Here is a 24784-nt window from a genome sequence, read left to right as displayed (position 1 = left end):
GGATCTGCCCCCCGCGCGCCGCCGCCGATGCCGTCGCTGCCGGTCTTCACCGGGACCGGCTTCTATGCCGGCGTGAATGCGGGCCACGCGTTCCCGACCGGGAGCGGCGGCTTCACCGACCCGACCTACGGCACCGTTACGGGCGGCGGCCGGTCCGGCGGCTTCGCCGGCGGTCAGATCGGCTACAACTATCAGTCCATGCCGGGCTCCGGCGTCGGCGGCGGCGTCGAGACCGACATCCAGGGCACGGCCTTCGCCAAGGCGGACGCCGCCTATCTCGGCAGCACGCCGTATTACGGGGTCCGACCGAGCCTCGACTCTTTCGGGACGGTCCGCGCCCGGCTCGGCCACGCGTTCGACCGCGTCCTCGTCTACGGCACCTGCGGCTTCGCCTGCGGCGGCGGCGCGCGCTCGATCTGTGCGGGCTCCTACTCCTACGCCCTGCCGTCGACCGACCGGACCGTCTACGCGGCCGGCGGCATCGAGTACGCCTTCACCGAGAAGCTCTCCGCGAAGGTCGAGGCGCTCTACCTCCATCTCGGCCGCGGGACGAACGCCGCCACGTACTACAACGCCAGTGTTCCGGCGTTCTATGGTGCCGGCAAACAGCAATCGGTTTTGCGCCGGCTCGGGCTGGTGTGAATTACCGATTCTGAGCAGTATTCGCAGGCAGAGAGCTTGACGGAACGGTCGAGCTGGGTCGCAATGCCGGGCATTCGGCTTCGCGAATCTGTCGGCCGCGCGAGCCTGTCGACGGCCGAGGGATGTCGGTGAGGCCGGATGCCGCGCGGGTCGTGCCCCGCGGGACCCGGGGTTCTCTCCGACAGGATCGGCCGTGAGCATTCCCAGCCCGACCCCTCTCTCGACAATGCTGCTCGCCGTCGCGCTCGCGGCCTGCGCCGTCCCGGCGCGGGCCCAGGAGATCGTCCCGCCCGGACCCTCCGGGCGCGGCGCCATCCTGATCTACGGAAACTTCTGTGGCCCCGGCAGCCGCGGGCCCGGCTACAAGCCGATCGACGCGCTGGATCTCGCCTGCGCACACCACGATGCCTGCTCGCCCGAGCCGGCCTCGGGCATGCTGCCGACCTGCGCCTGCAACGGCCGCCTCCGCGCCGAGGCGGGGCTCGTGGCCCGGGATCCGGCCGCGCCGGCCCAGACGCGCCAGACCGCGCAGTTCATCTCGGATTTTGCCGCGGCGCTGCCCTGTCAGTAGGGCGCGCCGCGGAAACGCTCAGGCGGCGTCGGCCGGGTTGGCGGCCGCCTTCGGGCCGCCCTTGGCGACGCCCACCAGGGCCGGGCGCAGCACGCGCTCGCCGATGACGTAGCCCGCCTGCACGACCTGCACGACGGTGCCGGCCGGAACCTCGGCATTCGGCACCTCGAACATCGCCTGATGGCGGTTCGGGTCGAATTTCTGGCCCTGCGGCTCGACGATCTTCACGCCGTGGCGCTCGAGGGTCTTGCCGAGGTCGCGCTCGGTGAGCTCGATCCCGTCGATCAGCCCCTTCAGGGCGCCGTCGGCCGTGGCCTTCGCGTCGGCCGGGACACTGTCGAGGGCGCGGCGGATGTTGTCGGCGACGTTGAGCACGTCCCGGGCGAAGTTGGTCACCGCGTAGGCGCGCGCGTCGGCGACCTCGCGCTCCGTCCGGCGGCGCAGGTTCTCCATCTCGGCGAGCGTGCGCAGCGTCCGGTCCTTCAGCTCGTCGCGCTCGGCGGTCAGCAGGGCCAGGGCCTCCGCGACCGGATCGACGGAGGCCGACTCGCCGCCCTGGCCCGCGGGTGCGGGGTCCTGGGCCGCGCCGGCACCGGCTTCGACCGTGGTCTGGCGCTGGTCATCCTGTGGCATGTCGTTGCTCGTCATCACGTTTCAGTCGTGGGCGGGAATCGGTGGGCGATGATGGAATCGGCGCTGATATCTGGCCACGGGGCCGCGAAATCAACCCGTACGCTCACGCCTCGCGCGGCGGCGGCGCCGCCACCAGCGCCTCCAGACCCTCGGCCTTGAGGGTCGCGACGTCGTGCGCGAACACGTCCATCACGGCGGCCCGGATCGCGGCCTGCCGGTCGGGCTGCGTCACCCGCGTGCCGGTGAGGTCGGTGACGTAGAAGACGTCCACGGCGCGCTCGCCGAAGGTCGCGACATGCGCCGACGTGATGTTGAGCGACAGCCGGCTGAAGGCGGTGGTGAGCTCGTAGAGCAGGCCCGGCCTGTCGAGGCCGGTGATCTCCACCACGGTTTCCCGGCTCGACAGGGCGTTGTCGATGATGACGTCCGGCGGCACCGGGAAGGTCTTGGCGCGGGTGCTCGTCGGCGGGTGCTTGTCGGCGACGAGGTCGGCGATCTTGATCTCGCCCTTGAGCGCCCGCTCGATCGCCGCGGTGATGCGCTTGGTCCGCCGCAGCTCGTCGTCGTCCCGCTCGAAGGCGCGGGAGATGAAGATCGTGTCGAGGGCGAACCCGTCCGTGGTGGTGAAGATCTGCGCGTCGACGATGTTGCTGCCGGCCGCCGCGCAGGCGCCGGTGACGATGGCGAGCAGGCGGGGATGGTCCGGCGAGTAGACGGTGATCTCGGTCACGCCCCGCACGGGGTCGAGGGCGACGTCGGTCGCGCTGGTCCGCCCGTCGCGGACGACGTCGCGCAGGAAGATCGCGTTCTTGAGCTGGCGCGAGCCGTCGACCTTGAGCCAGTAGGCCTGGCTGTGACGGGCCGCGTAGGCGTCGAACTCCTCCGAGCCCCAGCCCGGCAGCTGCTCCCGCAGGCCCATCTGGACGAGGCGTACCCGGTCGGTGCGGGCGATCTCGGAATGGCCGCCCGACAGGTAGACTTCGGTCTCGTCGTACAGGGTTCGGATCAGCGTGCCCTTCCAGGCGGTCCAGACCCCGGGCCCGACCGCGGTGATGTCGGCCACCGTCAGGATGGTCAGGAGCTTCAGCCGCTCCAGGCTCTGCACGCTCGCGGCGAAGCGCTCGATCGTCTTGGCGTCCGAGAGGTCCCGGCTCTGCGCCGTCATGGACATCAGCAGGTGGTGCTCCACGAGCCAGCGCACGGTCTCGGTCTCGGCCTGGTTCAGGCCGAAGCGGGGGCAGAGCTTCTCGGCGATGGCGGCGCCCGCGATCGAGTGATCCTCCGGCCGCCCCTTGGCGATGTCGTGCAGCAGGATCGCCACGTAGAGCGCCGTGCGGTTGTGGATCGAGTGCACGAGGCGCGAGACGAGGGGGTAGGTCTCCTGGACCCGGCCCGATTCGATGTCGGCCAGCACCCCGACCGTGCGCAGCAGGTGCTCGTCCACCGTGAAGTGGTGGTACATATTGAACTGCATCATCGCGACGATGCGGCCGAAATCCGGGATGAAGCGGCCGAGCACGCCCGCCTCGTTCATCTCGCGCAGCGCCTCCTCCGGCGCGTTCCGCGAGGTGAGGATCTCGACGAACAGCCGGTTCGCCTCGGGGTCCACGCGCAGCGACGGGTTCACGAGGCGCAGGGACCGGTTGGCCAGCCGCTTGGCGTCCGGATGGATCGCGAGGTTGTGCCGGTCGGCGAGCCAGAACAGCCGGATCAGGTTCACGGGGTCGCGCTCGAACGCGTCCTCCGCGCGCAGGTTCACCCGGCCGTGGTCGATCCAGAAATCCTCCGCCTCCATGGCGGTCGCCCGGAAGCGGTCGCGGAACCGACCGATCCAGCGGTCGAGCACCGGGGTCCGCTTGGCGTGGCGCGCCTCAAGCTCCGCGCAGACGATGGCGGTGAGATCGCCGACATCCTTGGCGATCCGGAAATAGGCCTTCATGAAACGTTCGACGCCGGAGAGGCCGCCCCGGGCCTCGTAGCCGAAGCGCTCGGCGATCCGCGGCTGCAGGCCGAAGGACAGGCGCTCCTCGGCGCGCTTCGTGGCGAAGTGCATGTGGCAGCGCACCCGCCACAGGAACTCCTCGCACCGCTCGAACAGCGCGTACTCCTCCGGGGTGAACAGGCCGGCGCTGACGAGTTCGGCCTGATCACGCACCCGGTAGGTGTACTTGGCGATCCAGAACAGCGTGTTCAGGTCGCGCAGGCCGCCCTTGCCGTCCTTGACGTTCGGCTCGACGAGGTAGCGCGAGGTGCCGGCCTTGGAGACGCGCATGTCGCGCTCGCGCAGCTTCGCCTCCACGAACTCGGCCGCGGAACCGACCACGAGCTCGGCGTCGAAGCGCGTCACGAGCTCCTCGTAGAGGACCCGGGTGCCGAACAGGAACCGCGCCTCCAGGAGGGCGGTGCGGATCGTCATGTCGGCCCGCGCCTCGCGCAGGCACTCCTCGACCGAGCGGGTGGCGTGGCCGACCTTCAGCTTCAGGTCCCACAGGACGTAGAGCATCCCCTCGACGACGCTCTCCGACCACGCGGTCTGCTTGTAGGGCAGCAGGAACAGCAGATCGATGTCCGATCCCGGCGCCATCGTGCCCCGGCCGTAGCCGCCGGTGGCGACCACCGCGAGCTGCTCGCCGGTCGACGGGTTGTCGTTGGGGTAGAGCCGCCAGACCACGGCATCGTGGATCGCCCGAACCACCGCGTCGGTCAGGTTGGACAGCGTCTGCGCGCAGAGCAGCCCGTTGCGGTCCTCGAGAAGCTGCGCCTCGGCGGCGCGGTGCCCCTCCTCGATCACCCGGCGCAGCTGCGGCACCAGCGCGGCCCGGAGCTTGGTGGGCTCGCGGGCCTCGCGGTCGAGGTTCTCGAGGACCGTATCGAGGGCGGCGACGGGATCGAACATGGTTCCCGTTAGCATGATATCCCTACGCCGCCAGCCATGCGGCGCCCGCCGCTATTCCGCGGCCGGCAGGTCGAGAGCGAGCAGCCGCGCCGTGCGATTGCGGGTCGCCGATCGGGGCTCGGTCTCGCTCGTCTGCCGCCGCGCGTCGGCGATGGCCGCGTGGACGCCGTCGACCGCCAGGATCAGCGCGCTGACCGTCCGCGCGTCGATGCTGCGCTCGCGGGCGTAGCAGACCACGTCGGCCACCAGCCCGTCGGTCTCGATCGCGATCGCGTCGAGTTCCGTGGCGCTGGTCGCCGCGCGCACCTCGCGCATGATGTCGAGCAGCCGGTCGAGGACGAAATCCACGCGCTCCCGGCGCTTGCGGGCGAGGCGCTGGCCGATCCAGGCGAAGCACGAGCCGATCGTGCCGCCGAAGAAGGCGAACAGGTAGATGTAATCCTCGTAGCGATCGAGGAAGGTCTGCTGCTCGCGCTCGAAATAGTCGACGGCGCCGGGGTGGTTCGGCAGGCGCGCCGAGGTCGCCGCCACCGTCGTGTCGAAGTCCGGCGCCTTCATCAGCTTGGCCACCGGTGCCGCCGAGGCGAGCCGCGAGCGCCACTCGAACAGGTGCTGCGTCGCCGAGGCGACCGCGACGCGGCTGACCGTGCCCCGGGCCATCAGGCGATAGGAGGCGCCGACGGTCTTGATCTCCTCGTCGGGCCGCTTCGGGCGGCCGCCGAATGTGCCGGCCGGGATCGTCACCGACTGGAGTTCGGGGAAGCGCTGCAGGATCGCGTCGCCGTCCGGGATCGAGACGAAGCCGACCTTCCGGTCCGGCGAGCCCAGCTCGACGGCGCGGACCACGGCGGCGGCCGGCTTGGAGGCGGGGCTCGCGATCACCGCCACCGCGTCGACGCGCTTCTCCGTGAGCGCGGCCGTGACGTCGCCGACCTTCAGGGGCACCACGACCACGTGACCGGGCTCCGCCTCGGCGGCGTGGCCGGCCTCCGCCGCGTCCTCGCCCGTGCTGTCCGGCACGAGGTCGTAGAAGGAGAGCAGGTTCGTGAGGAACGACAGGTCGGCGCTGTGGCGGACCACGATGCCGAGCCGCTTGCGCGCCAGGGCGGGCACGTCGTCGAGATCGGCGGCCTCGGGCGCCGCGATGACCATCGCCTCGTCGTGCAGGATCGCCAGGGTCAGGCCGTTCTCGGGCAGAAACACGTCCGGCCGCACCACCGCGAGGTCGGCCTTGTTCCGCTGCAGCGCGAGGGCACTGTCGCGCACGTCGCCGTAGCGAACGACCTTGAGCCTGACATCCTCCCGCGCCCGGTCGAGGGCGCTGGCATAGGCCTCGATCAGCGCGGCTTCGGGCCCGTCCTGCGGACCGACCGCGACCGTGAGGGTGTTCGGGCGCGACAGGTAGACGATCGCGGCCGCGGCCGCGGCCAGCCCCAGGGCCACGAGGACCAGGAGCCATTCGCGCCGCATCAGAACGGCCGCCGCGCCGTGCAGCCGCCGGCGCCATCGGCCCTGCGGATCGCCGGTCGAAGAACGGTGGTTCGGGCCATGGCCGAGCCTGTCGCGTTGCGCGCGTTCCATACCCGAGTCATGGAACGCAAACCTGTCGAGATCGTGAAGAACCGGTGAAATCTCCATTCGTTGCAGGATCCGCGCCAGAACGTCGCGACCGGGAGATCAAGCCGCCCGGCCCCGTGAGCCCGGCTTGGCTCGAGCGGGCGGCGCTTCATTACCTGGAGCGCTACAGCGCCTCGACCGAGATGCTGCGCCGGACACTCGCGCGCCGCGTCCAGAAGCGGGCCCGGGCCCGGGGCGAGGATCCCGAGCTCTTCGCCGACCTCGTGACGGCGACCGTGGCGCGGGCGGTGTCGGCCGGTCTCGTGGACGACGCGCGCTTCGCCGACACCCGCCTCGCCACCCTGCGCCGCCGCGGCACGTCGACCCGCGGCGTCTCGGCCAAGCTCGCCGCCAAGGGGGTCCCGCGCGACGTCGTGGAGGCCGCCATGCTGGCGGAGCGCGACGCCCTGCCGGACGGTGAGGCGGAAGCGATCGAGGAGCAGGCCGCGCAGGCCTACGCCAAGCGGCGTCGCCTCGGGCCGTATCGCCGCCCGGACCAGCGGGCGACGCACCGCGACCGGGACCTCGCCGCCCTGGCGCGGGCCGGCTTCGCCTACGGCCTCGCCCGCCGGGTCGTCGACCGCGAGCCGGACGAGCCCGACGAGCTGGCGTGACGGGTGCGGCATCGCGGCCCGGGGTGAAAGGCGCCGCGGCCTTGCACCTTCGGCCGCGTTGTTCATTGTCTGTTCGATGGACGAGACCCTGGCCAAGAAGCTGCGCATCCTCGCGGACGCCGCCAAGTACGACGCCTCCTGCGCCTCCTCGGCCGCGCCGAAGCGGGCGGCCGGCAAGGACGGGCTCGGTTCGACCACCGGGGCGGGGATCTGCCACGCCTACACGCCGGACGGGCGGTGCGTCTCGCTCCTCAAGATCCTGCTGACGAACTGGTGCCTGTTCGACTGCGCCTACTGCGTCAACCGGCGCTCCTCGAACGTGCGCCGGGCGAAGTTCACCGTGGAGGAGGTCGTGAACCTCACCCTGAACTTCTACCGGCGCAACTACATTGAGGGCCTATTCCTCTCCTCCGGCATCATCAAGTCGCCCGACCACACGATGGAGCTGCTGACCCGCGTGGCGAAGTCGCTGCGGCGCGATCACGGTTTCGCCGGCTATATTCACCTCAAGTCGATCCCGGAGGCGAGCCCCTGGCTGATCGAGGAGGCGGGCCTCTACGCCGACCGGCTGTCGATCAATGTCGAGCTGCCGACCGAGGCGAGCCTGGAGCGGCTGGCGCCCGAGAAGGACGGCGCCGCGATCCAGGGCGCCATGGCGCAGATCGGCGAGCGGATCGTGCAGGCCAAGGCCGAGAAGCGGCGCTTCTCGCCGGCCGGCCACTCGACGCAGGTGATCGTCGGCGCGGACGCCACCACCGACGAGGCGCTGATCCGCAAGAGCGCGCTGCTCTACGGCAGCGTCGGCCTGAAGCGGGTCTACTACTCCGCTTTCAGCCCGATCCCGGACGGGTCGGCGATCCTGCCGCCGAAGCCGCCGCCGCTCCAGCGCGAGCACCGGCTGTACCAGGCGGACTGGCTGTTGCGGTACTACGAGTTCACCCCCGACGAGGTGGCCGACGCGTCGGAGGGCGGGATGCTCGCCCTCGACATCGACCCGAAGCTCGCCTGGGCGCTGAAGCACCGGGACAAGTTTCCCGTGGACGTGAATCGGGCCGACCGCGAATGGCTCCTGCGCGTCCCGGGGCTCGGGGCGCGGGCGGTCGACAAGATCATCAAGGCCCGCCGCCACGCGACGCTGCGCCTCGACGACGTCGCCCGGCTGACCTCCGGTCTCAAGCGGGCGCGGCCGTTCCTGGTGGCCGCGGATCACCGTCCGGTGGCGCTGACCGACCGGCTCGACCTTCGGGCGCGGCTGGTCGAGCCCGCCGCGCAGCTGAGCCTGTTCTGATGCGGCGGGACGACGGATCTTTTGCCCCGAAGCCTGAGCGCGCGGCGGAAGCAGCCGGTCCCGGTGGCGCCGCGTTCCCCCTCTCCCGTGCGGGCGAGGGTTGGGGTGAGGAACTCCACGTGTCAGGACGGAGCACCCGCGCGCCGCGCGTTGAGGACGGGCCTCGTGCTGAGGCGTCCCACCCCCCACCCTGTCCCTCTCCCGCACGGGAGAGAGCACCCGCGCCCTGTTCGGAGCCCGCACCTCCGGACCTGCTGCTCGAACCTGGGAAGCTCGCAGATACTGGAGAGAACACGCGCCGCCCGCGCGCCATCCTCCTCCGCCCCGGCGCTGATCTCGACGGCTTCCGCGATGCCGTGCGAAGCCTCGTGGCGCGGAGCGTCCCGCCCGAGGCCGTGACGTGGTCGGTGACGGCGTCGCCCGGCCTGTTCGGCGGCGACGCAGAGCAGGCCCCCGCCGCTCCGCTATCCCTGCCCAAACCCGTCGCCGCCCTGATCCCGCAGGTGATCCCCCACCGCGATCCGGAGCGCTACGGCCTGCTCTACGCCCTGGTCTGGCGGGTCTGCCACGGCGAGCGGCACCTGATGGAGGTGGGAAGCGATCCGCTGGTCCACCGCCTGCACCGGATGGCGAAGGCGATCGGGCGCGACCTCCACAAGATGCACGCCTTCCTGCGCTTCCGCCGGGCCGAGGATAGCGGCGGCGAGCATTACGTCGCGTGGTTCGAGCCGGATCACCACATCTTGGAGGCGGCCGCCCCCTTCTTCGTCAACCGCTTCCGCGGGATGCGCTGGTCGATCCTGACGCCCGACGGATCGGCGCATTGGGACACGGACGCCTTGACCTTCGGACCGCCCGGGGACCGGGCGGAACTGCCCGAGGGCGACGGGTTCGAGGCCGGCTGGCAGACCTATTACGAGAGCACCTTCAACCCCGCCCGCACCAACCTGAAGGCCATGAGGGCCGAGATGCCCAAGAAGTACTGGCACAACATGCCCGAGACGGCCGCGATCCCGGCCCTGGTCCGGGCGGCGGCCGGACGCACCGAAGCCATGATCGAGAGGGAGCCGACCTTGCCCACACGCCGCGAACCCGTCCGCGCCGTCGCCGCCATGGCCGACCAGGATCCCAAGAACCTCGACGCGCTGAACGCCATCATCCGCCGGACCGAGCCGCTGGTGCCGGGCGCCACCCAGGCGGTGCTCGGCGAGGGGCCGGTGGGCGCCACCATCGCGTTCGTGGGTGAGCAGCCCGGCGACCAGGAGGACCGGCAGGGGCGACCCTTCATCGGTCCCGCCGGGCAGCTCCTCTCCCGCGCCATGGCGGAGGCCGGGATCGACCGGGGGGCGAGCTACCTCACGAACGCCGTCAAGCACTTCAAGTTCGAGGAGCGCGGCAAGCGGCGCATCCACCAGAAGCCCACGGCCGGCGAGGTCAGCCATTACCGCTGGTGGCTGGACCGCGAGCTCGAGTTCGTGGGACCCAAGCTGGTCGTGGCCCTGGGCGCGACCGCCGTGCTGGCGCTGACTGGCAAAGCGATCCCGATCACTCGCGCCCGCGGCCCGTTCCGCTTCGACCGGCACGACAACCGCTTCCAGGGCTTCATCACGGTCCACCCCTCCTACCTGCTGCGCCTGCCCGACGAGGCGAAGGAGGAGGCCTACGCGGCTTTCGTGGACGATCTGCGCCGGGTGGAGGCGCTGGGGCGCGAGCTCGCGGCGTGAGCCCCGGCGTGCCACCCGTGGGCGAGGCCCATGCGGTCCGCGTCCGGCTGTTTTCTGTGTGGCTACGAACGGGTGCCGAGACCACACCGGGCGGGTAACGCTGGACATCGCCTGGCTCACCGTCCACCACGACTGGCCCGTTCTCGTCGCGGCCTGCCGCGCCGAGCTGGACTGCGCGCCCGATTCCTGATCGCCCCGAGCCGCCTGCGCCCATGACCGACTCGACGCCCGAGACCAAGCCCGTCGGCCCCGGCGATCAGGTGATCCTGGTCGACGGCTCGTCCTTCATCTTCCGGGCCTATTTCCAGTCGATCAACCAGGACCAGAAGTACAATTCGCGCCCCTCCGACGGGCTGCCCACCGGCGCCGTGCGGCTGTTCTGCACCAAGATTGCGCAGTTCCTGCAGGACGGCGCCGCCGGCACCATGCCGAGCCATCTCGGGATCGTCTTCGACAAGTCGGAGGGCTCGTTCCGCAAGGAGATGTTCCCCGACTACAAGGGCCACCGCCCGGACGCGCCCGACGACCTGAAGCGCCAGATGCCGCTGATGCGCGACGCGGTGCGCGCCTTCGGCCTGCACGCGGTGGAGCTGGAGCGCTACGAGGCCGACGATCTCATCGCCACCTACACCCGCCAGGCCGAGGCGCGGGGCGCGGGCGTCATCATCGTCTCGTCCGACAAGGACCTGATGCAGCTCGTCGGGCCGCAGGTGCGGTTCTACGATTTCGAGTCGGGTGCCAAGGGCAAGCCCGGCTACCGGCCCGAGCGCAACCTCGATGTCGACGCCATCGTCGCCAAGTGGGAGGGCCTGCAGCCGAACCAGATCGGCGACGCCCTCGCGCTCATCGGCGACACCTCCGACAACGTGCCGGGCGTGCCCGGCATCGGCCTGAAGACGGCCGCGGCGCTGATCAAGGAGTTCGGCAGCCTCGAAGCCCTGCTGGAGCGGGCGGGCGAGATCAAGCAGCCCAAGCGGCGGGAGACGTTGCTCGCCAACGTCGATCAGGCCAAGCTGTCCCGCAAGCTCGTGGCGCTGATGGAGGATGTGCCCGTCCCAGTGCCGCTGGACGCGCTCGGCGTGCCCGAGCCGAACCCCGAGAAGCTCGTCGGATTCCTCAAAGCGATGGAGTTCAACACGCTGACGCGCCGCATCGCCCAGATGCTGCACGTCGACCCGGAGGCGGTGAAGCCCGACCCGCGGCTCCTGCCCGGAGCCCGTCCCCACGGCTACAGCAACGGCGCGGGCGGCAGCGACGCGGTGCCGTTCTTCGGCGATTCCGTGCCGCCGGATCCCGAGACCGCGGCGGCCGGCACCGGGCGGCCGCCGGGCGCCGCCCCGCCGGAGGGGGGTGAAGTCGATCCCTTCGCCGATCTCGACCTCCCGGACGCGCCGGCCAAGCCCCGGGCCCCCGTCGAGGCGACCCCCGGCAACGTGGTGGCGGCCCGGGCCGCGGAGGCCGTGGCGCCCTTCGACACCGCCGCCTACGAGACGGTTTCGTCCCTCGAGCAGCTCGACGCCTGGATCGCCGAGTCCGAGGAGGCCGGCGTGATCGCGGTCGACACGGAGACCGACTCGCTCGACGCGCACAGGGCCGGCCTCGTCGGCGTCTCGCTGGCGGTCGCCACAGGGCGGGCCTGCTACATCCCGCTGGCCCACGTGCAGGCCGCCAAGGTGCAGGCCGACGCCACGGACCTGTTCGGCGAGGGCGCCGCGCCGTCCGACGTGGTCGAGCCGGTGCCGGGCCAGATCCCCCTGAAGGAGGCCGTCGCCCGGCTCAAGCCGCTCCTGGAGAATCCGGGTGTCCTGAAGGTCGGCCAGAACCTCAAGTACGACTGGGTCGTGCTCGCCCGCTACGGGATCGAGGTGGCGCCGTTCGACGACACGATGCTGATCTCCTACGTGCTCGACGCCGGCAAGGGCGCCCACGGCATGGACGAATTGGCCCGCCGCCATCTCGGCCACCAGCCGATCACCTTCTCGGATGTGGCCGGCACGGGCCGCAACAAGGTGACCTTCGACCGCGTCGCCATCGACAAGGCCACCGCCTACGCGGCCGAGGACGCGGACGTGACGCTGCGCCTGTGGCGGATGATGAAACCCCGCCTCGTGGCGGAGCACCGGGTCGCCGTCTACGAGACCCTGGAGCGACCCCTGCTGCCGGTGATTGCCCGGATGGAGCAGCGCGGCATCCGGGTCGACCGCGAGATGCTGAGCCGCCTCTCGGGCGACTTCTCCCAGATCCTCGTCCGCCTGGAGGAGGAGATCCAGCAGGATGCCGGCGAGAAGTTCTCGGTGGGCTCGCCGAAGCAGATCGGCGACATCCTGTTCGGCAAGATGGGCCTGCCGGGTGCCAAGAAGACGCCCTCCGGCCAGTGGGCGACGCCCGCGACGCTGCTGGAGGAGCTGGCTCAGGCCGGGCACGAGCTGCCGAAGAAGATCCTCGAATGGCGGCAGCTCTCGAAGCTGAAATCCACCTACACGGACGCGCTCCAGGCCCATGCCGACCGGGAGACGGCGCGGGTTCACACCTCGTTCTCGCTGGCGGCCACCACGACGGGGCGGCTGTCCTCCTCCGAGCCGAACCTGCAGAACATCCCGATCCGCACCGAGGAGGGGCGCCGCATCCGCCGCGCCTTCGTGGCCGCGCCCGGCAACCGGTTGATCTCGGCGGACTACTCGCAGATCGAGCTGCGGCTGCTGGCCCACATGGCCGATATCCCGGAGCTCCGGAAGGCGTTCGAGGACGGGATCGACATCCACGCGGCGACCGCCTCGGCGATGTTCGGCGTGCCGCTGAAGGAGATGACCCCCGACCTGCGGCGGCGGGCGAAGACTATCAATTTCGGCATCATCTACGGCATCTCGGCCTTCGGCCTCGCCGACCGGCTCGGCATCGGCCGCGAGGAGGCCTCGGCCTTCATCAAGCAGTATTTCGAGCAGTTTCCGGGGATCCGCGACTACATCGACACCACCAAGAAGAGCTGCCGCGACAAGGGCTACGTCACCACCCTGTTCGGCCGGGTGTGCCACTACCCGCAGATCCGGTCCAACAACCCCTCCGAGCGCGCCAGCGTCGAGCGGCAGGCGATCAACGCGCCGATCCAGGGCTCGGCCGCCGACATCATCCGCCGGGCCATGGCGCGGATGGAGGCGGCGCTCGCCGCGAAGAAGCTCAAGGCGCGGATGCTGCTTCAGGTCCACGACGAGCTGGTGTTCGAGGCCGCCGAGGACGAGGTGGAGAAGGCGATCCCGATCATCCGCGGCGTGATGGAGGAGGCGCCGGCGCCCGCCCTGACGCTGAAGGTGCCGCTCGTGGTCGAGGCCAACGCCGCCGGGAACTGGCAGGAGGCGCATTAGGACGGGGCCGTTGCGCGCGGCGCCGGTTCAGGCGCGGCGCGCGCAGGACCACGGTGCCACAGGTATCCGGTCCTTCAGCCGCCGATGCCGGCGCGGATCGGCTCCGCCTCCCGCGCCCGAGATTTAGCCCTGGCTTGGAGATGCCGCCGAAGGCGGTCATACGCCGTAGGCCCATGACCTGCATCGCTCAGAGCTTGTGACCGACCCTCTCTCCTTCCTCTCCGGCGGCGGTGAGGCCGCGCGGATGATCCGCGCGCGCGACTGGTCCGGCCATCCTCTCGGACCGCCGGAGGCGTGGCAGCCGGAATTCCGCGCGGCCCTGTCGCTCGTCCTGAACTCGCCGGAATCGATGATCCTGGCCTGGGGGCCCGACCTCCACTTCTTCTTCAACGACACGTACTTCCCGCTCCTCGGTCCCCGGCTGCCCTGGGCGATGGGAGAGCGGTTCGACGTGGTCTGGGCGGATGCCTGGGATCAAGCCAAGCCGATCATCGACGCGGCCAAGGAGGGCCATCCGGAGCGCTTCGTCGACCTGCCGTGGCAGCTCGACACCGATCGCGGCGCCCGGGAGACGTGGTGGACCTTCTCGTATTCGCGGGTCCTCGATGCCGAGGGCCGGGTCGCCGGGCTGTTCATCCTCACCAACGAGACCACCGGCCGGGTCCTTGCGGACGCCGCCCTCAAGGAGAGCCAGGGCCGGCTGGAGGCGGCGCTCGCTGAGCTGCGCGATCTCAACGCCACCCTGGCGGAGCAGGTCGAGGAACGCACCGCAGACCGCAACGCCCTGTGGACGCTCTCGTCCGACATGATGCTGCGCTGCCTGTTCGACGGAACGATCACCGCGGTGAACCCGGCCTGGACCGAGGTGCTGGGCTGGCGCCCGGACGATCTGATCGGAACGAAGCTCATCGCCCTCGTCCATCCGGACGATTTCGCCCGCACCGTCGAGGGCGCGCAGCAGCTCTCCGCGGGGTCGAGCCTCGCGCGCTTCGACAACCGCTACCGTCATCGGGACGGCAGCTACCGCTGGATCAGCTGGGCGGCCCGGTCCGGGGAGGGGATCATCAACGCCGTCGGCCGCGATTTCACCGCCGAGCGCGAGCGCGCCGACGCCCTGGCCGCCGCCGAGGAGGCCCTGCGCCAGTCGCAGAAGATGGAGGCGGTCGGCCAGCTCACCGGCGGGATCGCCCACGATTTCAACAACCTGCTCGCCGGCATCTCCGGATCGCTGGAGCTGATTCAGACCCGTCTCGGCCAGGGCCGCGTCATAGACGTGGACCGCTACATCAACGCGGCGCAGGGGGCCTCCAAGCGCGCCGCGGCGCTGACCCACCGGCTGCTCGCCTTCTCGCGGCGGCAGACCCTCGACCCGAAGCCGACCGACGTGAACCGGCTGGTGGCCGGCATGGAGGAGCTGATCCGGCGCACGGTGGGACCCGCCGTCACCGTCGACGTCGTCGGGCCTCCCGGCCTGTGGCCGGCCCTCGTCGATCCGCCGCAGCTCGAGAACGCGCTCCTCAACCTCTGCATCAACGCCCGGGACGCGATGGCCGAAGGGGGGCGGATCACGATCGAGACCGCCAATGCCTGGCTCGACGAGCGCGCCGCCCGGCGCCACGACATGCCGCCGGGCCAGTACCTGTCGCTGTGCGTCACCGATACCGGCTCCGGGATGCCGCCGGAGATCGTCGGCAAGGTGTTCGAGCCGTTCTTCACCACGAAGCCTCTGGGGCAGGGCACCGGCCTCGGCCTGTCGATGATCTACGGTTTCGCCCAGCAATCGGGCGGTCAGGTGCGGATCCACTCGGAGGTCGGCAAGGGGACCACGGTCTGCCTCTACCTGCCCCGTCATCGCGGCGCGGTCGCGGAGGAGGATGCGCATGCCGCCGTCGGCGCGCCGCCGCGGGCGGCGCCGGGCGAGACCGTGCTGGTGGTCGACGACGAGCCGACCGTGCGCATGCTGGTCACCGAGGTGCTGGAGGATCTCGGCTACACCGCGATCGAGGCCGCCGACAGCGCGGCCGGCCTCAAGGTGCTGCAATCCGACGTGCGCATCGACCTGCTGGTGTCCGACATCGGATTGCCGGGCGGCATGAACGGGCGCCAGATGGCCGAGGCCGGCCGGATCACGCGCCCCGGCCTCAAGGTCCTGTTCGTCACCGGCTACGCCGAGAACGCGGTCTTCGGCAGCGGGCCGCTCGATGCCGGGATGCAGGTCATCACCAAGCCGTTCGTGGTGGAGGTGCTGGGGGCCCGCATCCGCGAGATGATCGGGACGGCTTGACCGCACGGTCGGTTCGGGCCTGATCGGCCGGGAAACACCGGGGAGGAGAGACGCCATGCGGGCGCTGCTGTGCACCAAGCTCGACGGGCCGGACCATCTGGAGATCGTCGAGCGCCCCGACCCGGTACCGGGTCCCGGGCAGGCGCTGGTGCGGATGCGGCTCGCGGCGCTGAACTTCTTCGACACGCTGATCACCGCCGGGCGCTACCAAGTGAAGCCGGCCCTGCCGTTCTCGCCGGGCGGCGAGGGGGTCGGCGTGGTCGAGGCGCTGGGTGAGGGAGCCTCGGGCGTGTCCGTCGGCGACCGGGTGATCGTCCATGCCGGGCACGGCTGCTGCGCGGAACTGATCGCCCTCGACGCCGCCCGGCTCACGCCGGTGCCGGACGCTGTGCCGGACGAGCAGGCGGCCGGGCTCACCATCACCTACGGCACCTCGCTCCACGCCCTGGCGAACCGCGCCCGCCTGCGGCCCGGCGAGTGGCTGGCGGTCCTCGGCGCCTCCGGGGGGGTCGGCCTCGCCGCCGTCGAGCTCGGCCGGCTGATGGGCGCCCGGGTGATCGCCTGCGCCTCCTCGGAGGAGAAGCTATCGGTCGCCCGCGCCCACGGCGCCGAGGCGGGGGTGGTCTACGACCCGGCGACGCTCAAGGACGAGCTGCGCCGGATCTCCGGCGGCGGGATCGACGTGGTCTACGACGCGGTCGGCGACGCCTACGCGGAGCCGGCCCTGCGGGCGCTCGGCTGGCGCGGGCGCTTCCTCGTGATCGGCTTCGCCGCCGGCGCCATCCCGCGGCTGCCGCTGAACCTGATGCTCCTCAAGGAACTCGACGTGCAGGGCGTCCACTGGGGCGCCTTCCTGGACCGGGAGCCGGAGGCGCACCGGGCCGATCAGCGCCGGCTCCTCGACTGGGTCGCCGAGGGCAAGCTCACCGCGCAGGTCCACGGCGTCTACCCGCTGGCGGAGTACCCGGAGGCCTTCGGCCTCCTGACCCGCCGAGCGGCGATGGGGAAAGTGCTCCTGCGGCCCTGATCGGGCCGCGGGCGCCCGCCTTCGACTGGATCGGTGCTCGACCCGCAGCTCGGCGCTGGCGGGCGACGAGTTATGCGCTCCGCGCTGATCTGCGGCGCAGATCGCCTCCGAAGTAGAGGTTGCGCCAGAGTCTGTCCTTCATCTTCATGCGTCTCGATGCGGTGGTGTCGTCATCTGTGGTGCCAGAGATGAAATTTCGAAAAAGTATTGTATCAAACCTAATACTGCCGTCGATACTCGGTTTTTTCCTGTTTTTGGCAAGTTCTGCCGTCGGCTTGATGCAGATACAGGCCATCAACGGCGCCGCCGTGGAGACTCGGGACGTCTGGGTGCGCAAGGACAACGATCTCCACACGATTCGATTCCTGATGCTGCGGTATCACACGACGACGATCCGCAAGGTTGTTGCCACGGACGACGGCGAGAACCGGGACCTCGATGCCGAGTTCGTCGAGATGAATCGGAGCATCCCGGAGGCCTTCCAGAGCTATCGTGCGCGCGCGACGACGCCCCGGGAGACCGCGCTCTGGGAGGCGTTCGAGGGTCGGTGGAAGGTCTATCGCGTCGCGCAGGAGGCTATCCTCGCCCCGCTCAGACGCGGCGACCGGAATGCGGCCCGCGACGCCATTGCGCCGGCCCGCGCGCCGCTGGTGGCCGCCTTCGAGGCCCTGGCGGATCTGGCCCAGCGCGCTGCCGAGGGCACGAACGTCTCGGTCCAGCGCTCCGAGGATGCGTTCCGGACGGCGCGGTCCGTCACCATCGCGCTCTCGGTCATCGGATTGATGATGACCGGCGCGGCGGTCTGGTGGGTCTGGCGCCGGGTCGCCCGTCCGATCCGGTCCCTGGCCGAAATCATGGGTCGGCTCGCGGCCGATAACCTCGACGTGGCCGTCAGCGGCTCCGAGCGGACGGACGAGATCGGCGTCATGGCGGCGTCCGTCCAGGTCTTCAAGGACGGCCTGGTCCGGGCGCGCGCGCTCGAGCACGAAGCCGCACAGGCCCGCGCCACGGCCGAGATGCGGCGGCGGAGCGGCATGCACGAGATCGCCGACGGCTTCGAGTGCACTGTCGGCGGCATCATCGGCACGGTCTCGGCCGCCGTCGCCGCGCTGCAGGACACGGCCGCGGCCATGAATGAGGCGGCCGCCGACACCGCCGATCGCACCATTCGGGTGGCGAGCGCGGCCGAACTCGCCGCCAGCAACGTCAACGTCGCGGCGGCGGCGGCCGAGGAACTCGGCGCCTCCGTTCAGGAGATCAGCCGCCAGGTCGCGGGTTCGACGGCGCTGACCCAGTCGGCGGTCGCGGACGCGGAGGCGACCGCTCACTTGGTGCAGGATCTGAACGGGGCGGCGGTCCGGATCGGTCATGTCGTGACCCTGATCTCGACCATCGCCGAGCAGACGAACCTCCTGGCGCTGAACGCCACCATCGAGGCAGCGCGTGCCGGCGCGGCGGGTCGCGGCTTCGCCGTCGTGGCCGCAGAGGTGAAGGAGCTGGCCGGTCAGACCGCGCGGGCGACCGAGGAGATCGGCGGCCACGTCGCCCGGATCCAGGCCTCCACCGGCGACGCTGTCTCGGCGATCGGTCGGATCGGAGGTCGGGTGCAGGAACTGAGCGCGGTGGCGACACGGATCGCCAGCGCCGTGGAGCAGCAGGGCGCCGCGACGCAGGAGATCGTCCGCAACGTCTCCCAGGCCGCCCAGGGGGCGGCCGACGTCACCGGCACCATCACGGGCGTCGCCGACGCGGCGAAGGGGACCGGAGCGGCGGCCGATCAAGTTCTCACGGCAGCCTCGGAGCTGTCGCTCCGGTCCGGGCATCTCAGGGACGAGGTGACGCGCTTCCTCGCGACCGTCCGCGCGGCCTGAGCGCGCGGAAGCGGAGCGGACGCAATCCTTCGACCGCGCCCGGCACGCCGGCCTAGAGGAGGCCGCGGGTTTTGGCGAGGCCGACCAGATCCGCCTGCGGGCGGGCGCCGATGTGCTGGATAACCTCGGCGGCCGCGAGCGTGCCCAGGCGGGCGCTGGCCACGTTGTCGAGCCCGCGGGCGTGGCCGGCCAGGAAGCCGGCCGCGAACAGGTCGCCGGCGCCGGTCGTGTCGACCACCGACTGCACCGGGCTGGCCTCGACGGCGCGGATCTCGCCGCCCTGAACCACCAGGGCGCCGTCGGCCGAGCGCGTGACGAGGCCGAGCAGGTGCCGGCCGCGGGCATTCCGCTCGTCGCGCAGCGCCGCAACGGCGGCGTCGGCATCGTCGGTCTCGTAGAGGCTCTGCAACTCGGCCATGTTGGCGAACAGGATGTCGATGCTGCCGTCCCGCACGAGGCCGAGGAACTCGTCGCGGTAGCGTCCGACGCAGAACGCGTCCGACAGGGTCAGCGCGACGGCGTTGCCGGCCTGATGGGCGATCTGGGCCGCCTTGCGGAACGCGTCCTTGGCGGCCGGCGGGTCCCAGAGATAGCCCTCGAGATAGACGACGCGGGCCGAGCTCACGAGCGTCTTGTCGACATCGTCGGGCGACAGCCCCTGGCAGGCGCCGAGATAGGTGTTCATCGTGCGCTCGCCGTCCGGCGTCACGAGCACGAAGCACCGGGCGGTGGCCGGCCCCTCGGCGGCGGCCGGGACGGTGAAGGCGACGCCGGTCGCCTTGAGGTCGTGGCTGAACAGGCCGCCGAGCTCGTCGTTCCGGACCTTGCCGACGAAGCCGGTCTTGGCCCCGAGGAGCGCCGCGCCGACCGCGGTGTTGGCGCCCGAGCCGCCCGACACGATCGTCGCCGGTCCCATCGCCTGGAACAGCGCCTCGGCCCGCGGCTCGTCGATGAGCTGCATCGCGCCCTTGGTGACGCCCTGCGCCGACAGGAAGGCGTCGTCCGTGCGGGCGATCACGTCGACGATCGCGTTGCCGAGCACGAGGAGATCGAGGGGTGCAGTCATCCGGGCGTCCTGATTCGCGTTCGCGCCGCTGTGGCATCCGCCTCGGATCGGATCAAGCGCCGTCGTCGGCGGGCGCGAGGTCGGCGAACAGCTCCGGCACGGGCAGGCGCAGGCCGGGGGGCGTCAGGTCCAGCGTCTCCCGGGTCGCGATGCGGGTCTCGATCAGGCCGCCCTGCGCGCGGCGGTGATGGATGACGAGACGCTTCACCGGATCCACGATCAGATAGTGGATGACGCTCTCCAGACCGAAGTAGCGGGTCAATTTCAGGCCCGAGTCCACCGCGCGCGTGCCCGGCGACTGAACCTCGACGACGATGACGGGATCGGTGATCTCGGTCGCATCGGGGTCAGCGCGCATCCCGCAGTAAACGAGGGCGTCGGGCTCGAAGACCGTATCCCGATCGACGCGAACACTGATGCCATCCGGCAGCGCGTAGCAGGCGCTCCCCGCTTGCTTCAGTGCGGACCGGAGCGCCAGATAGGTGGCCGCCTTGACCTCGGCATGCCGAACGCGCTCCGGCGACATCGCGAACACCTCGCCATCGACCAGCTCGAAGCGCCCCGGCTGCCCCTCGGCCCAGGCGAGAAACTCGTCGACCGTCATCCGGGATCTCGGCTGAGCGACCATGCCCGAGGTTAGCACGGATTCGGCTTGCCGGGAGCTGTGCTCCTCACGGGCCTCACGCCGCGATCTTCTCCAGCGCGACGTCCCGCGTCCGGGGACCCAGCAGCCCGACGAGCAGGCCCGCGGCCAGCATCGCCGCCGAGATGAACAGGAACACGCCCGGCGTCCCGGCCTCCCGCAGCACGAACGCGATGACGAAGCCGGTGAAGATCGCCGAGAAGCGGCTCCAGGAATAGACGAAGCCGACCGCCCGGGCCCGGATGCCCGTAGGGAACAGCTCGGCCTGATAGGCGTGGAAGCTGTACGACATCACGTTCGAGGCCAGCGTCAGGCCGATGCCGAGCGCCACGATGACGGTGACGTCCCGCGTCTGCGCGAAGGCCAGGCCGCAGGCGATGTAGAGGAGGGCGGCGCCCACGATGACGTGCTTGCGCTCGAACCGGTCGGCGATGGCGAGGCCGATCAGGGGCCCGACCGGGGCGGCGAGCGCGATCAGCGCCGTGTAGGCGAGGCTCGACGTCACCGTGATGCCCTGGGCCACCAGGAGGGTCGGCACCCAGTTGGCGAAGCCGTAGAAGCCGACCGTCTGGAAGACGTTGAACCCCGCCATCATCAGGGCGCGGCGCCGGTAGGGCTGGACCCACATGTCGCGGAACGCACCGCGCGGCTGCACCGGCTCCGGCGCGGCCGGTGCGGGAAGCGGGCGCCCATGCTCGGCCGCGATCCGCGCCTCCAGCCGCCGCAGGACCGCCTCGGCCTCCGCGAGACGGCCGTGCTCGACGAGCCAGCGCGGGCTCTCCGGCAGGCCCGCTCGCATCCACCAGACCACGATCGCCGCCGAGGCGCCGATCAGCACCACCCAGCGCCACCCGTCGATGCCGAGGGGCGCCGCCGGGATCAGCAGGTAGGACAGGAACGCCACGACCGGCACGGCGGTGAAGCCGATGCCCTGGCACAGGGCGAAGGCCCGGCCGCGGATCGCCTTCGGCACCAGTTCTGAGAGGTAGCTGCCGATCGTCACCATCTCCAGGCCGAGGCCGATCCCCGCGATCAGGCGCCAGAGATTGAGGCCGAAGGCGTCGCTCTGGCAGGCCATCACCACGTTGGCGGCGGTGTAGGACAGGAGCGACCACGTGAAGATCGCCCGCCGTCCGAACCGGTCGGCGAGCCAGCCGCAGGCGATGGTGCCGATGAACAGGCCGGTGAAGAGTGCGGCCACGAAGCTCGCGACGCCGCTGGCGCCGAACAGGCCGGGGGTCGTCGGCGTGAGGATCCCGGCCTTGACGAGGCCTGGCGCGACGTAGCCGGTGAACAGCAGGTCGTAGAGCTCGAAGAAGAAGCCGAGCCCGAGCAGCGCCACGAGGCGCCAGACCGTCGGCGTCGCCGGGAGGCGGTCGAGACGGGCCAGGATGGCGCCGGGATCGAGACCCTCATCGGCAGCCCGGACCGCCATACTCGTCGCCATGCCGGTGAGCCTCGTCTCGGCGCCGCAGCGCCCTGCCGGGGCAGTGCCGCGGAAGCGGTCCGCGCGCAAGAGGTTGGGCGTAGGGGGCGGGGAAGGAGCCCCTCAGGCGCCGAAGACGGACCAGCCCATGCGCTGCGTCAGCCGCTCCAGCGCGATCCGGCCGAGATGGGAATTGCCCGCCGCGTCGAGACCGGGCGACCAGACGGCGATGGAGGCCTTGCCGGGCGCGATCGCCAGGATGCTGCCGCCGACACCGCTCTTGCCCGGTAGGCCCACGCGGTACGCGAACTCGCCCGATCCGTCGTAGTGGCCGCAGGTCAGCATGATCGCGTTGATGCGGCGCGCGCGCTCCGCCGAGACCACCGAGTGGCCGGTCGACGGATTGACGCCGTTATGGGCCAGGTAGCGGCCGGCCATGGCGAGCTGGCGACAGTTCATCGCGATGGCGCAGTGGTGGAAGTAGACGCCCAGGGTGTAATCCACCGGATTGTCGATCACCCCGAAGGACTTCATGTAATTGGCGAGCGCGGTGTTGCGGAAGCCGGTGCGCTTCTCCGACGCCGCCACCGTCTCGTCGATGGCGATGGTGGAATCCTGGGCCAGGAACTGCAGGAAGCGCAGGATCTCGCCGAGCGCCTCCCGCGGCGCGTGACCCGAGAGGATCACGTCGGTGACCGCGATCGCGCCCGCGTTGATGAACGGGTTGCGCGGCACCCCGCGCTCGCGCTCCAGCTGGACGATCGAGTTGAACGGGTTGCCCGAGGGCTCGCGGCCGACCCGCTTCCACAGCCGGTCTCCGACCATGCCGAGCGCCAGGGTGAGGGTGAACACCTTCGACACGCTCTGGATCGAGAACGGCGTCTCGCTGTCGCCGCCCGCGAAGACGCGGCCCTCGGCGTCGATCACCGCCATGCCGAACTTGTTGGGATCGACGCGGGCGAGTTCGGGGATGTAGTCGGCGACCGCGCCCCGGTCGGCGCGCTGGGCCATCTCCTCGGAGATCTCCCGGATGACGAGGGCGAGATCGGGCACGGTGAAGCTCACGCGTCGCGATGCGTCGGAACCGGGCCGGTTGGCGACGTCTCGGACGATGCAAGGTCCGGTCCGGCCGCCGCGTGATCTAGCAGCACGGACGGATCAAGAGAACCGGAGCGGCCGGGCCCTCAGGGACGCCGGCATCGGGCGGTCTATCGTCCTTGCGAGCGCAGCGAAGCAATCCAGGGTGGCGCCACGCTGATCGTTGGCGCGCTGCCCTGGGTCGCTTCGCTTCGCTCGCGATGACGGGGGAGACCCTGCGGGGACCGGGTCAGGCGGCGGCGAGGGCCGTGCCCATGGATTCCTTCTTCATCAGCTCCCGGAAGAAGCCGTCGAGATGGGTCAGCTTGTCGGGCGACCCGTCCTGGGCGATGCGGCCGCCCTCCAGAACGACGATGCGGTCGAAATCCTGCAGCGTCGACAGCCGGTGGGCGATGGCGATGACCGTCCGGCCCTTCATGAGATTGGCCAGGGCGTGCCGGATCGCCTGCTCCGACTCGGCATCCAGCGCCGAGGTCGCCTCGTCGAGCAGCAGGATCGGCGAGTTCTTGAGGATGGCCCGCGCGATCGCGATGCGCTGGCGCTGGCCGCCCGACAGCTTGACGCCCCGGTCGCCCACCATCGTGTCAAACCCTTCCGGCAGGGCCTGGATGAAGTCGGTGCAATGGGCCGCCTCGGCCGCCTGCCAGACCTCCTCGTCGGTGGCGTCGGGCCGCCCGTAGCGGATGTTCTCGCGCAAGGAGCGGTGGAACATCGACACGTCCTGCGGGACCACCGTGATGGCCTCGCGCAGGGATTCCTGGGTCACCCGGTCGATGTCCTGGCCGTTGATGCGGATCGTCCCGCCCTGCACGTCGTAGAAGCGCTGGATCAGCGAGAACAGGGTCGACTTGCCGCCGCCCGACTTGCCCACGAGGCCGACGCGCTGGCCCGGCTCGATCACGAGGTCGAAATCCGTGAAGACCGGGCGCCCGTCCGGGTAGCTGAAGGCGACGTGCTCGAAGGCGATCTGCGCGCCCTGGCCGGTGAGGGGCTTCGCCTCCGGATGGTCCACGAGGTCGTGCGGCTGGAGCAGGGTATGGAGCGCCTCGGACAGGCGGGCGGTGTGCTGCGTCGCGTCGACCAGCGCGACCGCGAGGTCGCGGGTGGCGGCGAGGATGCGGATGCCGAGGGTGCAGACCAGCACGACCTGACCGTTGGTCGCCTGGCCGGCCTCCCACATCTGGATCGCCCAGTAGAGCAGGCCGAACACGGCGAGCACGGTCAGCACCGCGTGCACGATGCGCAGCTTCTCGAGGTAGAGCAGGGACGAGCGACGGGCCCGCATCTCGGTGGCGACGGTCCCCTCGAAGCGCTGCCCCTCCCGCTTGAACGCCGAGAAGGCGCGCACCAGCGACATGTTGCCCACAAGGTCGACCATCTCGCCGTCGACCGAAGCGGCCTTGGCGGCGAAGTCGTGATGCAGCGGCTTGCCGGCCGCGGCCATCTTGAACATCAGCACGACGACGGCGGCGAACACGCCCGCGAGGATGCCCGCCATGGTGAGGTTGACCGTGGCGATGTAGGCGATCGACCCGAAGGCCGCGACCGTCGGCGGCATCACGTTGAACACGAACATGTTCTCGACCGTGAAGATCGCGTTCGAGGTCGCCGTGATGCGCGACGCCAGGGTGCCGGGCTGGCGGTCGGAGAAGAAGGTCGGCGAATGGCCGGTCAGGTGCCGGAACAGGTCGCGCCGGATGTCGCCGGTGATGCCCACGAAGGTGAAGGCGCCGGTCAGCGCGGCCACGCGCCAGAGCATGTTGTCGGCGGCAATGAAGGCGATCAGGACCGCCAGCGCGCCCCAGATCACGGTGTTGCCCGGGCCTGGGCCCTTCGTCAGCGCGTCGACCACGCCCTTGAGGGCGTAATCGGTGGAGACCGAGAAACCGACGGCGCCGAGCACCGAGATCAGGATGACCAGGTGCGGCAGCCAGCGGCGCCGGAGATACCGCCCGACGAAGGCGAAAGGCCTGTCGGCGTATCGGTGCAGCTCTTCCATCGCGGTGACCATTCCGTATTCGCGCG

At 70.8% G+C, this 24784-nt stretch carries 17 protein-coding genes; 9 read left to right on the top strand and 8 right to left on the bottom strand.

Annotated elements, in window-relative coordinates:
• The first annotated feature begins 27 nt into the window (after positions 1–27).
• Together MOTC310_RS15715 and MOTC310_RS15710 are read left to right on the top strand one after the other, a co-directional pair.
• Positions 28–642 (top strand): outer membrane protein, encoded by a 615-nt coding sequence (locus MOTC310_RS15715; protein ID WP_331302436.1) that lies wholly within the window; start codon positions 28–30, stop codon positions 640–642.
• Between the two features lie 193 nt (positions 643–835).
• Entirely contained in the window at positions 836–1213 is a 378-nt protein-coding gene (locus MOTC310_RS15710) for a phospholipase A2 family protein (RefSeq protein ID WP_331302435.1), read from the top strand.
• A gap of 18 nt (positions 1214–1231) precedes the next feature.
• Here the strand turns inward: MOTC310_RS15710 and grpE are convergent, their stop codons facing one another.
• The 3 genes from grpE to MOTC310_RS15695 all read right to left on the bottom strand — a co-directional run bounded on the left by grpE (position 1232) and on the right by MOTC310_RS15695 (position 6212).
• Entirely contained in the window at positions 1232–1861 is a 630-nt protein-coding gene (grpE, locus tag MOTC310_RS15705; RefSeq protein WP_419539911.1) for a nucleotide exchange factor GrpE, read from the bottom strand.
• Positions 1862–1949: 88 nt separating this feature from the next.
• Positions 1950–4742: a [protein-PII] uridylyltransferase gene (locus MOTC310_RS15700; protein ID WP_331293796.1), complete on the bottom strand. Its 2793-nt coding sequence runs from the start codon at positions 4740–4742 to the stop codon at positions 1950–1952.
• A 51-nt stretch (positions 4743–4793) separates the two neighbouring features.
• Positions 4794–6212, bottom strand: a complete 1419-nt coding sequence (locus MOTC310_RS15695) for a TAXI family TRAP transporter solute-binding subunit (RefSeq protein WP_331302433.1) — start codon at positions 6210–6212, stop codon at positions 4794–4796.
• Between the two features lie 224 nt (positions 6213–6436).
• Here MOTC310_RS15695 and MOTC310_RS15690 point away from each other — a divergent pair, with 224 nt between their 5' ends.
• The 7 genes from MOTC310_RS15690 (at position 6437) to MOTC310_RS15660 (ending at position 18526) form a co-directional block, all read left to right on the top strand.
• Positions 6437–6973, top strand: a complete 537-nt coding sequence (locus tag MOTC310_RS15690; protein ID WP_331302432.1) for a regulatory protein RecX — start codon at positions 6437–6439, stop codon at positions 6971–6973.
• Positions 6974–7049: 76 nt separating this feature from the next.
• Complete coding sequence (locus MOTC310_RS15685) at positions 7050–8261, top strand: putative DNA modification/repair radical SAM protein (protein WP_331302431.1); 1212 nt, start codon at positions 7050–7052, stop codon at positions 8259–8261.
• A gap of 251 nt (positions 8262–8512) precedes the next feature.
• Positions 8513–9985, top strand: a complete 1473-nt coding sequence (locus MOTC310_RS15680; protein ID WP_331302494.1) for a UdgX family uracil-DNA binding protein — start codon at positions 8513–8515, stop codon at positions 9983–9985.
• 212 nt (positions 9986–10197) lie between these two features.
• Positions 10198–13344 (top strand): DNA polymerase I, encoded by a 3147-nt coding sequence (gene polA, locus MOTC310_RS15675; protein ID WP_331302430.1) that lies wholly within the window; start codon positions 10198–10200, stop codon positions 13342–13344.
• A gap of 196 nt (positions 13345–13540) precedes the next feature.
• Positions 13541–15628, top strand: coding sequence for an ATP-binding protein (locus tag MOTC310_RS15670; RefSeq protein WP_331302429.1), 2088 nt, complete (start codon positions 13541–13543; stop codon positions 15626–15628).
• A gap of 55 nt (positions 15629–15683) precedes the next feature.
• Positions 15684–16655: an NADPH:quinone oxidoreductase family protein gene (locus MOTC310_RS15665; protein ID WP_331302428.1), complete on the top strand. Its 972-nt coding sequence runs from the start codon at positions 15684–15686 to the stop codon at positions 16653–16655.
• A gap of 188 nt (positions 16656–16843) precedes the next feature.
• The gene (locus MOTC310_RS15660; RefSeq protein ID WP_419539910.1) at positions 16844–18526 is read left to right on the top strand and encodes a methyl-accepting chemotaxis protein; all 1683 of its coding nucleotides are present in this window, start codon (positions 16844–16846) and stop codon (positions 18524–18526) included.
• A 52-nt stretch (positions 18527–18578) separates the two neighbouring features.
• Here MOTC310_RS15660 and MOTC310_RS15655 read toward each other — a convergent pair whose 3' ends face one another.
• The 5 genes from MOTC310_RS15655 to MOTC310_RS15635 all read right to left on the bottom strand — a co-directional run bounded on the left by MOTC310_RS15655 (position 18579) and on the right by MOTC310_RS15635 (position 24758).
• Complete coding sequence (locus MOTC310_RS15655; protein WP_331302427.1) at positions 18579–19592, bottom strand: adenosine kinase; 1014 nt, start codon at positions 19590–19592, stop codon at positions 18579–18581.
• A gap of 52 nt (positions 19593–19644) precedes the next feature.
• On the bottom strand, positions 19645–20196 hold the full coding sequence (locus MOTC310_RS15650; RefSeq protein ID WP_244491937.1) for a Uma2 family endonuclease: 552 nt from the start codon (positions 20194–20196) through the stop codon (positions 19645–19647).
• Positions 20197–20272: 76 nt separating this feature from the next.
• Entirely contained in the window at positions 20273–21682 is a 1410-nt protein-coding gene (locus tag MOTC310_RS15645) for an MFS transporter (RefSeq protein WP_331302426.1), read from the bottom strand.
• Positions 21683–21784: 102 nt separating this feature from the next.
• On the bottom strand, positions 21785–22714 hold the full coding sequence (locus MOTC310_RS15640) for a glutaminase (protein WP_331302492.1): 930 nt from the start codon (positions 22712–22714) through the stop codon (positions 21785–21787).
• Between the two features lie 274 nt (positions 22715–22988).
• Positions 22989–24758: an ABC transporter ATP-binding protein gene (locus tag MOTC310_RS15635; protein ID WP_331293646.1), complete on the bottom strand. Its 1770-nt coding sequence runs from the start codon at positions 24756–24758 to the stop codon at positions 22989–22991.
• Positions 24759–24784: the final 26 nt, after the last annotated feature.

Source organism: Methylobacterium oryzae (assembly GCF_036441375.1).
GTDB classification, from domain to species: Bacteria; Pseudomonadota; Alphaproteobacteria; order Rhizobiales; family Beijerinckiaceae; genus Methylobacterium; species Methylobacterium oryzae_A.
This window is presented reverse-complemented; position numbering and strand designations above follow the sequence as displayed.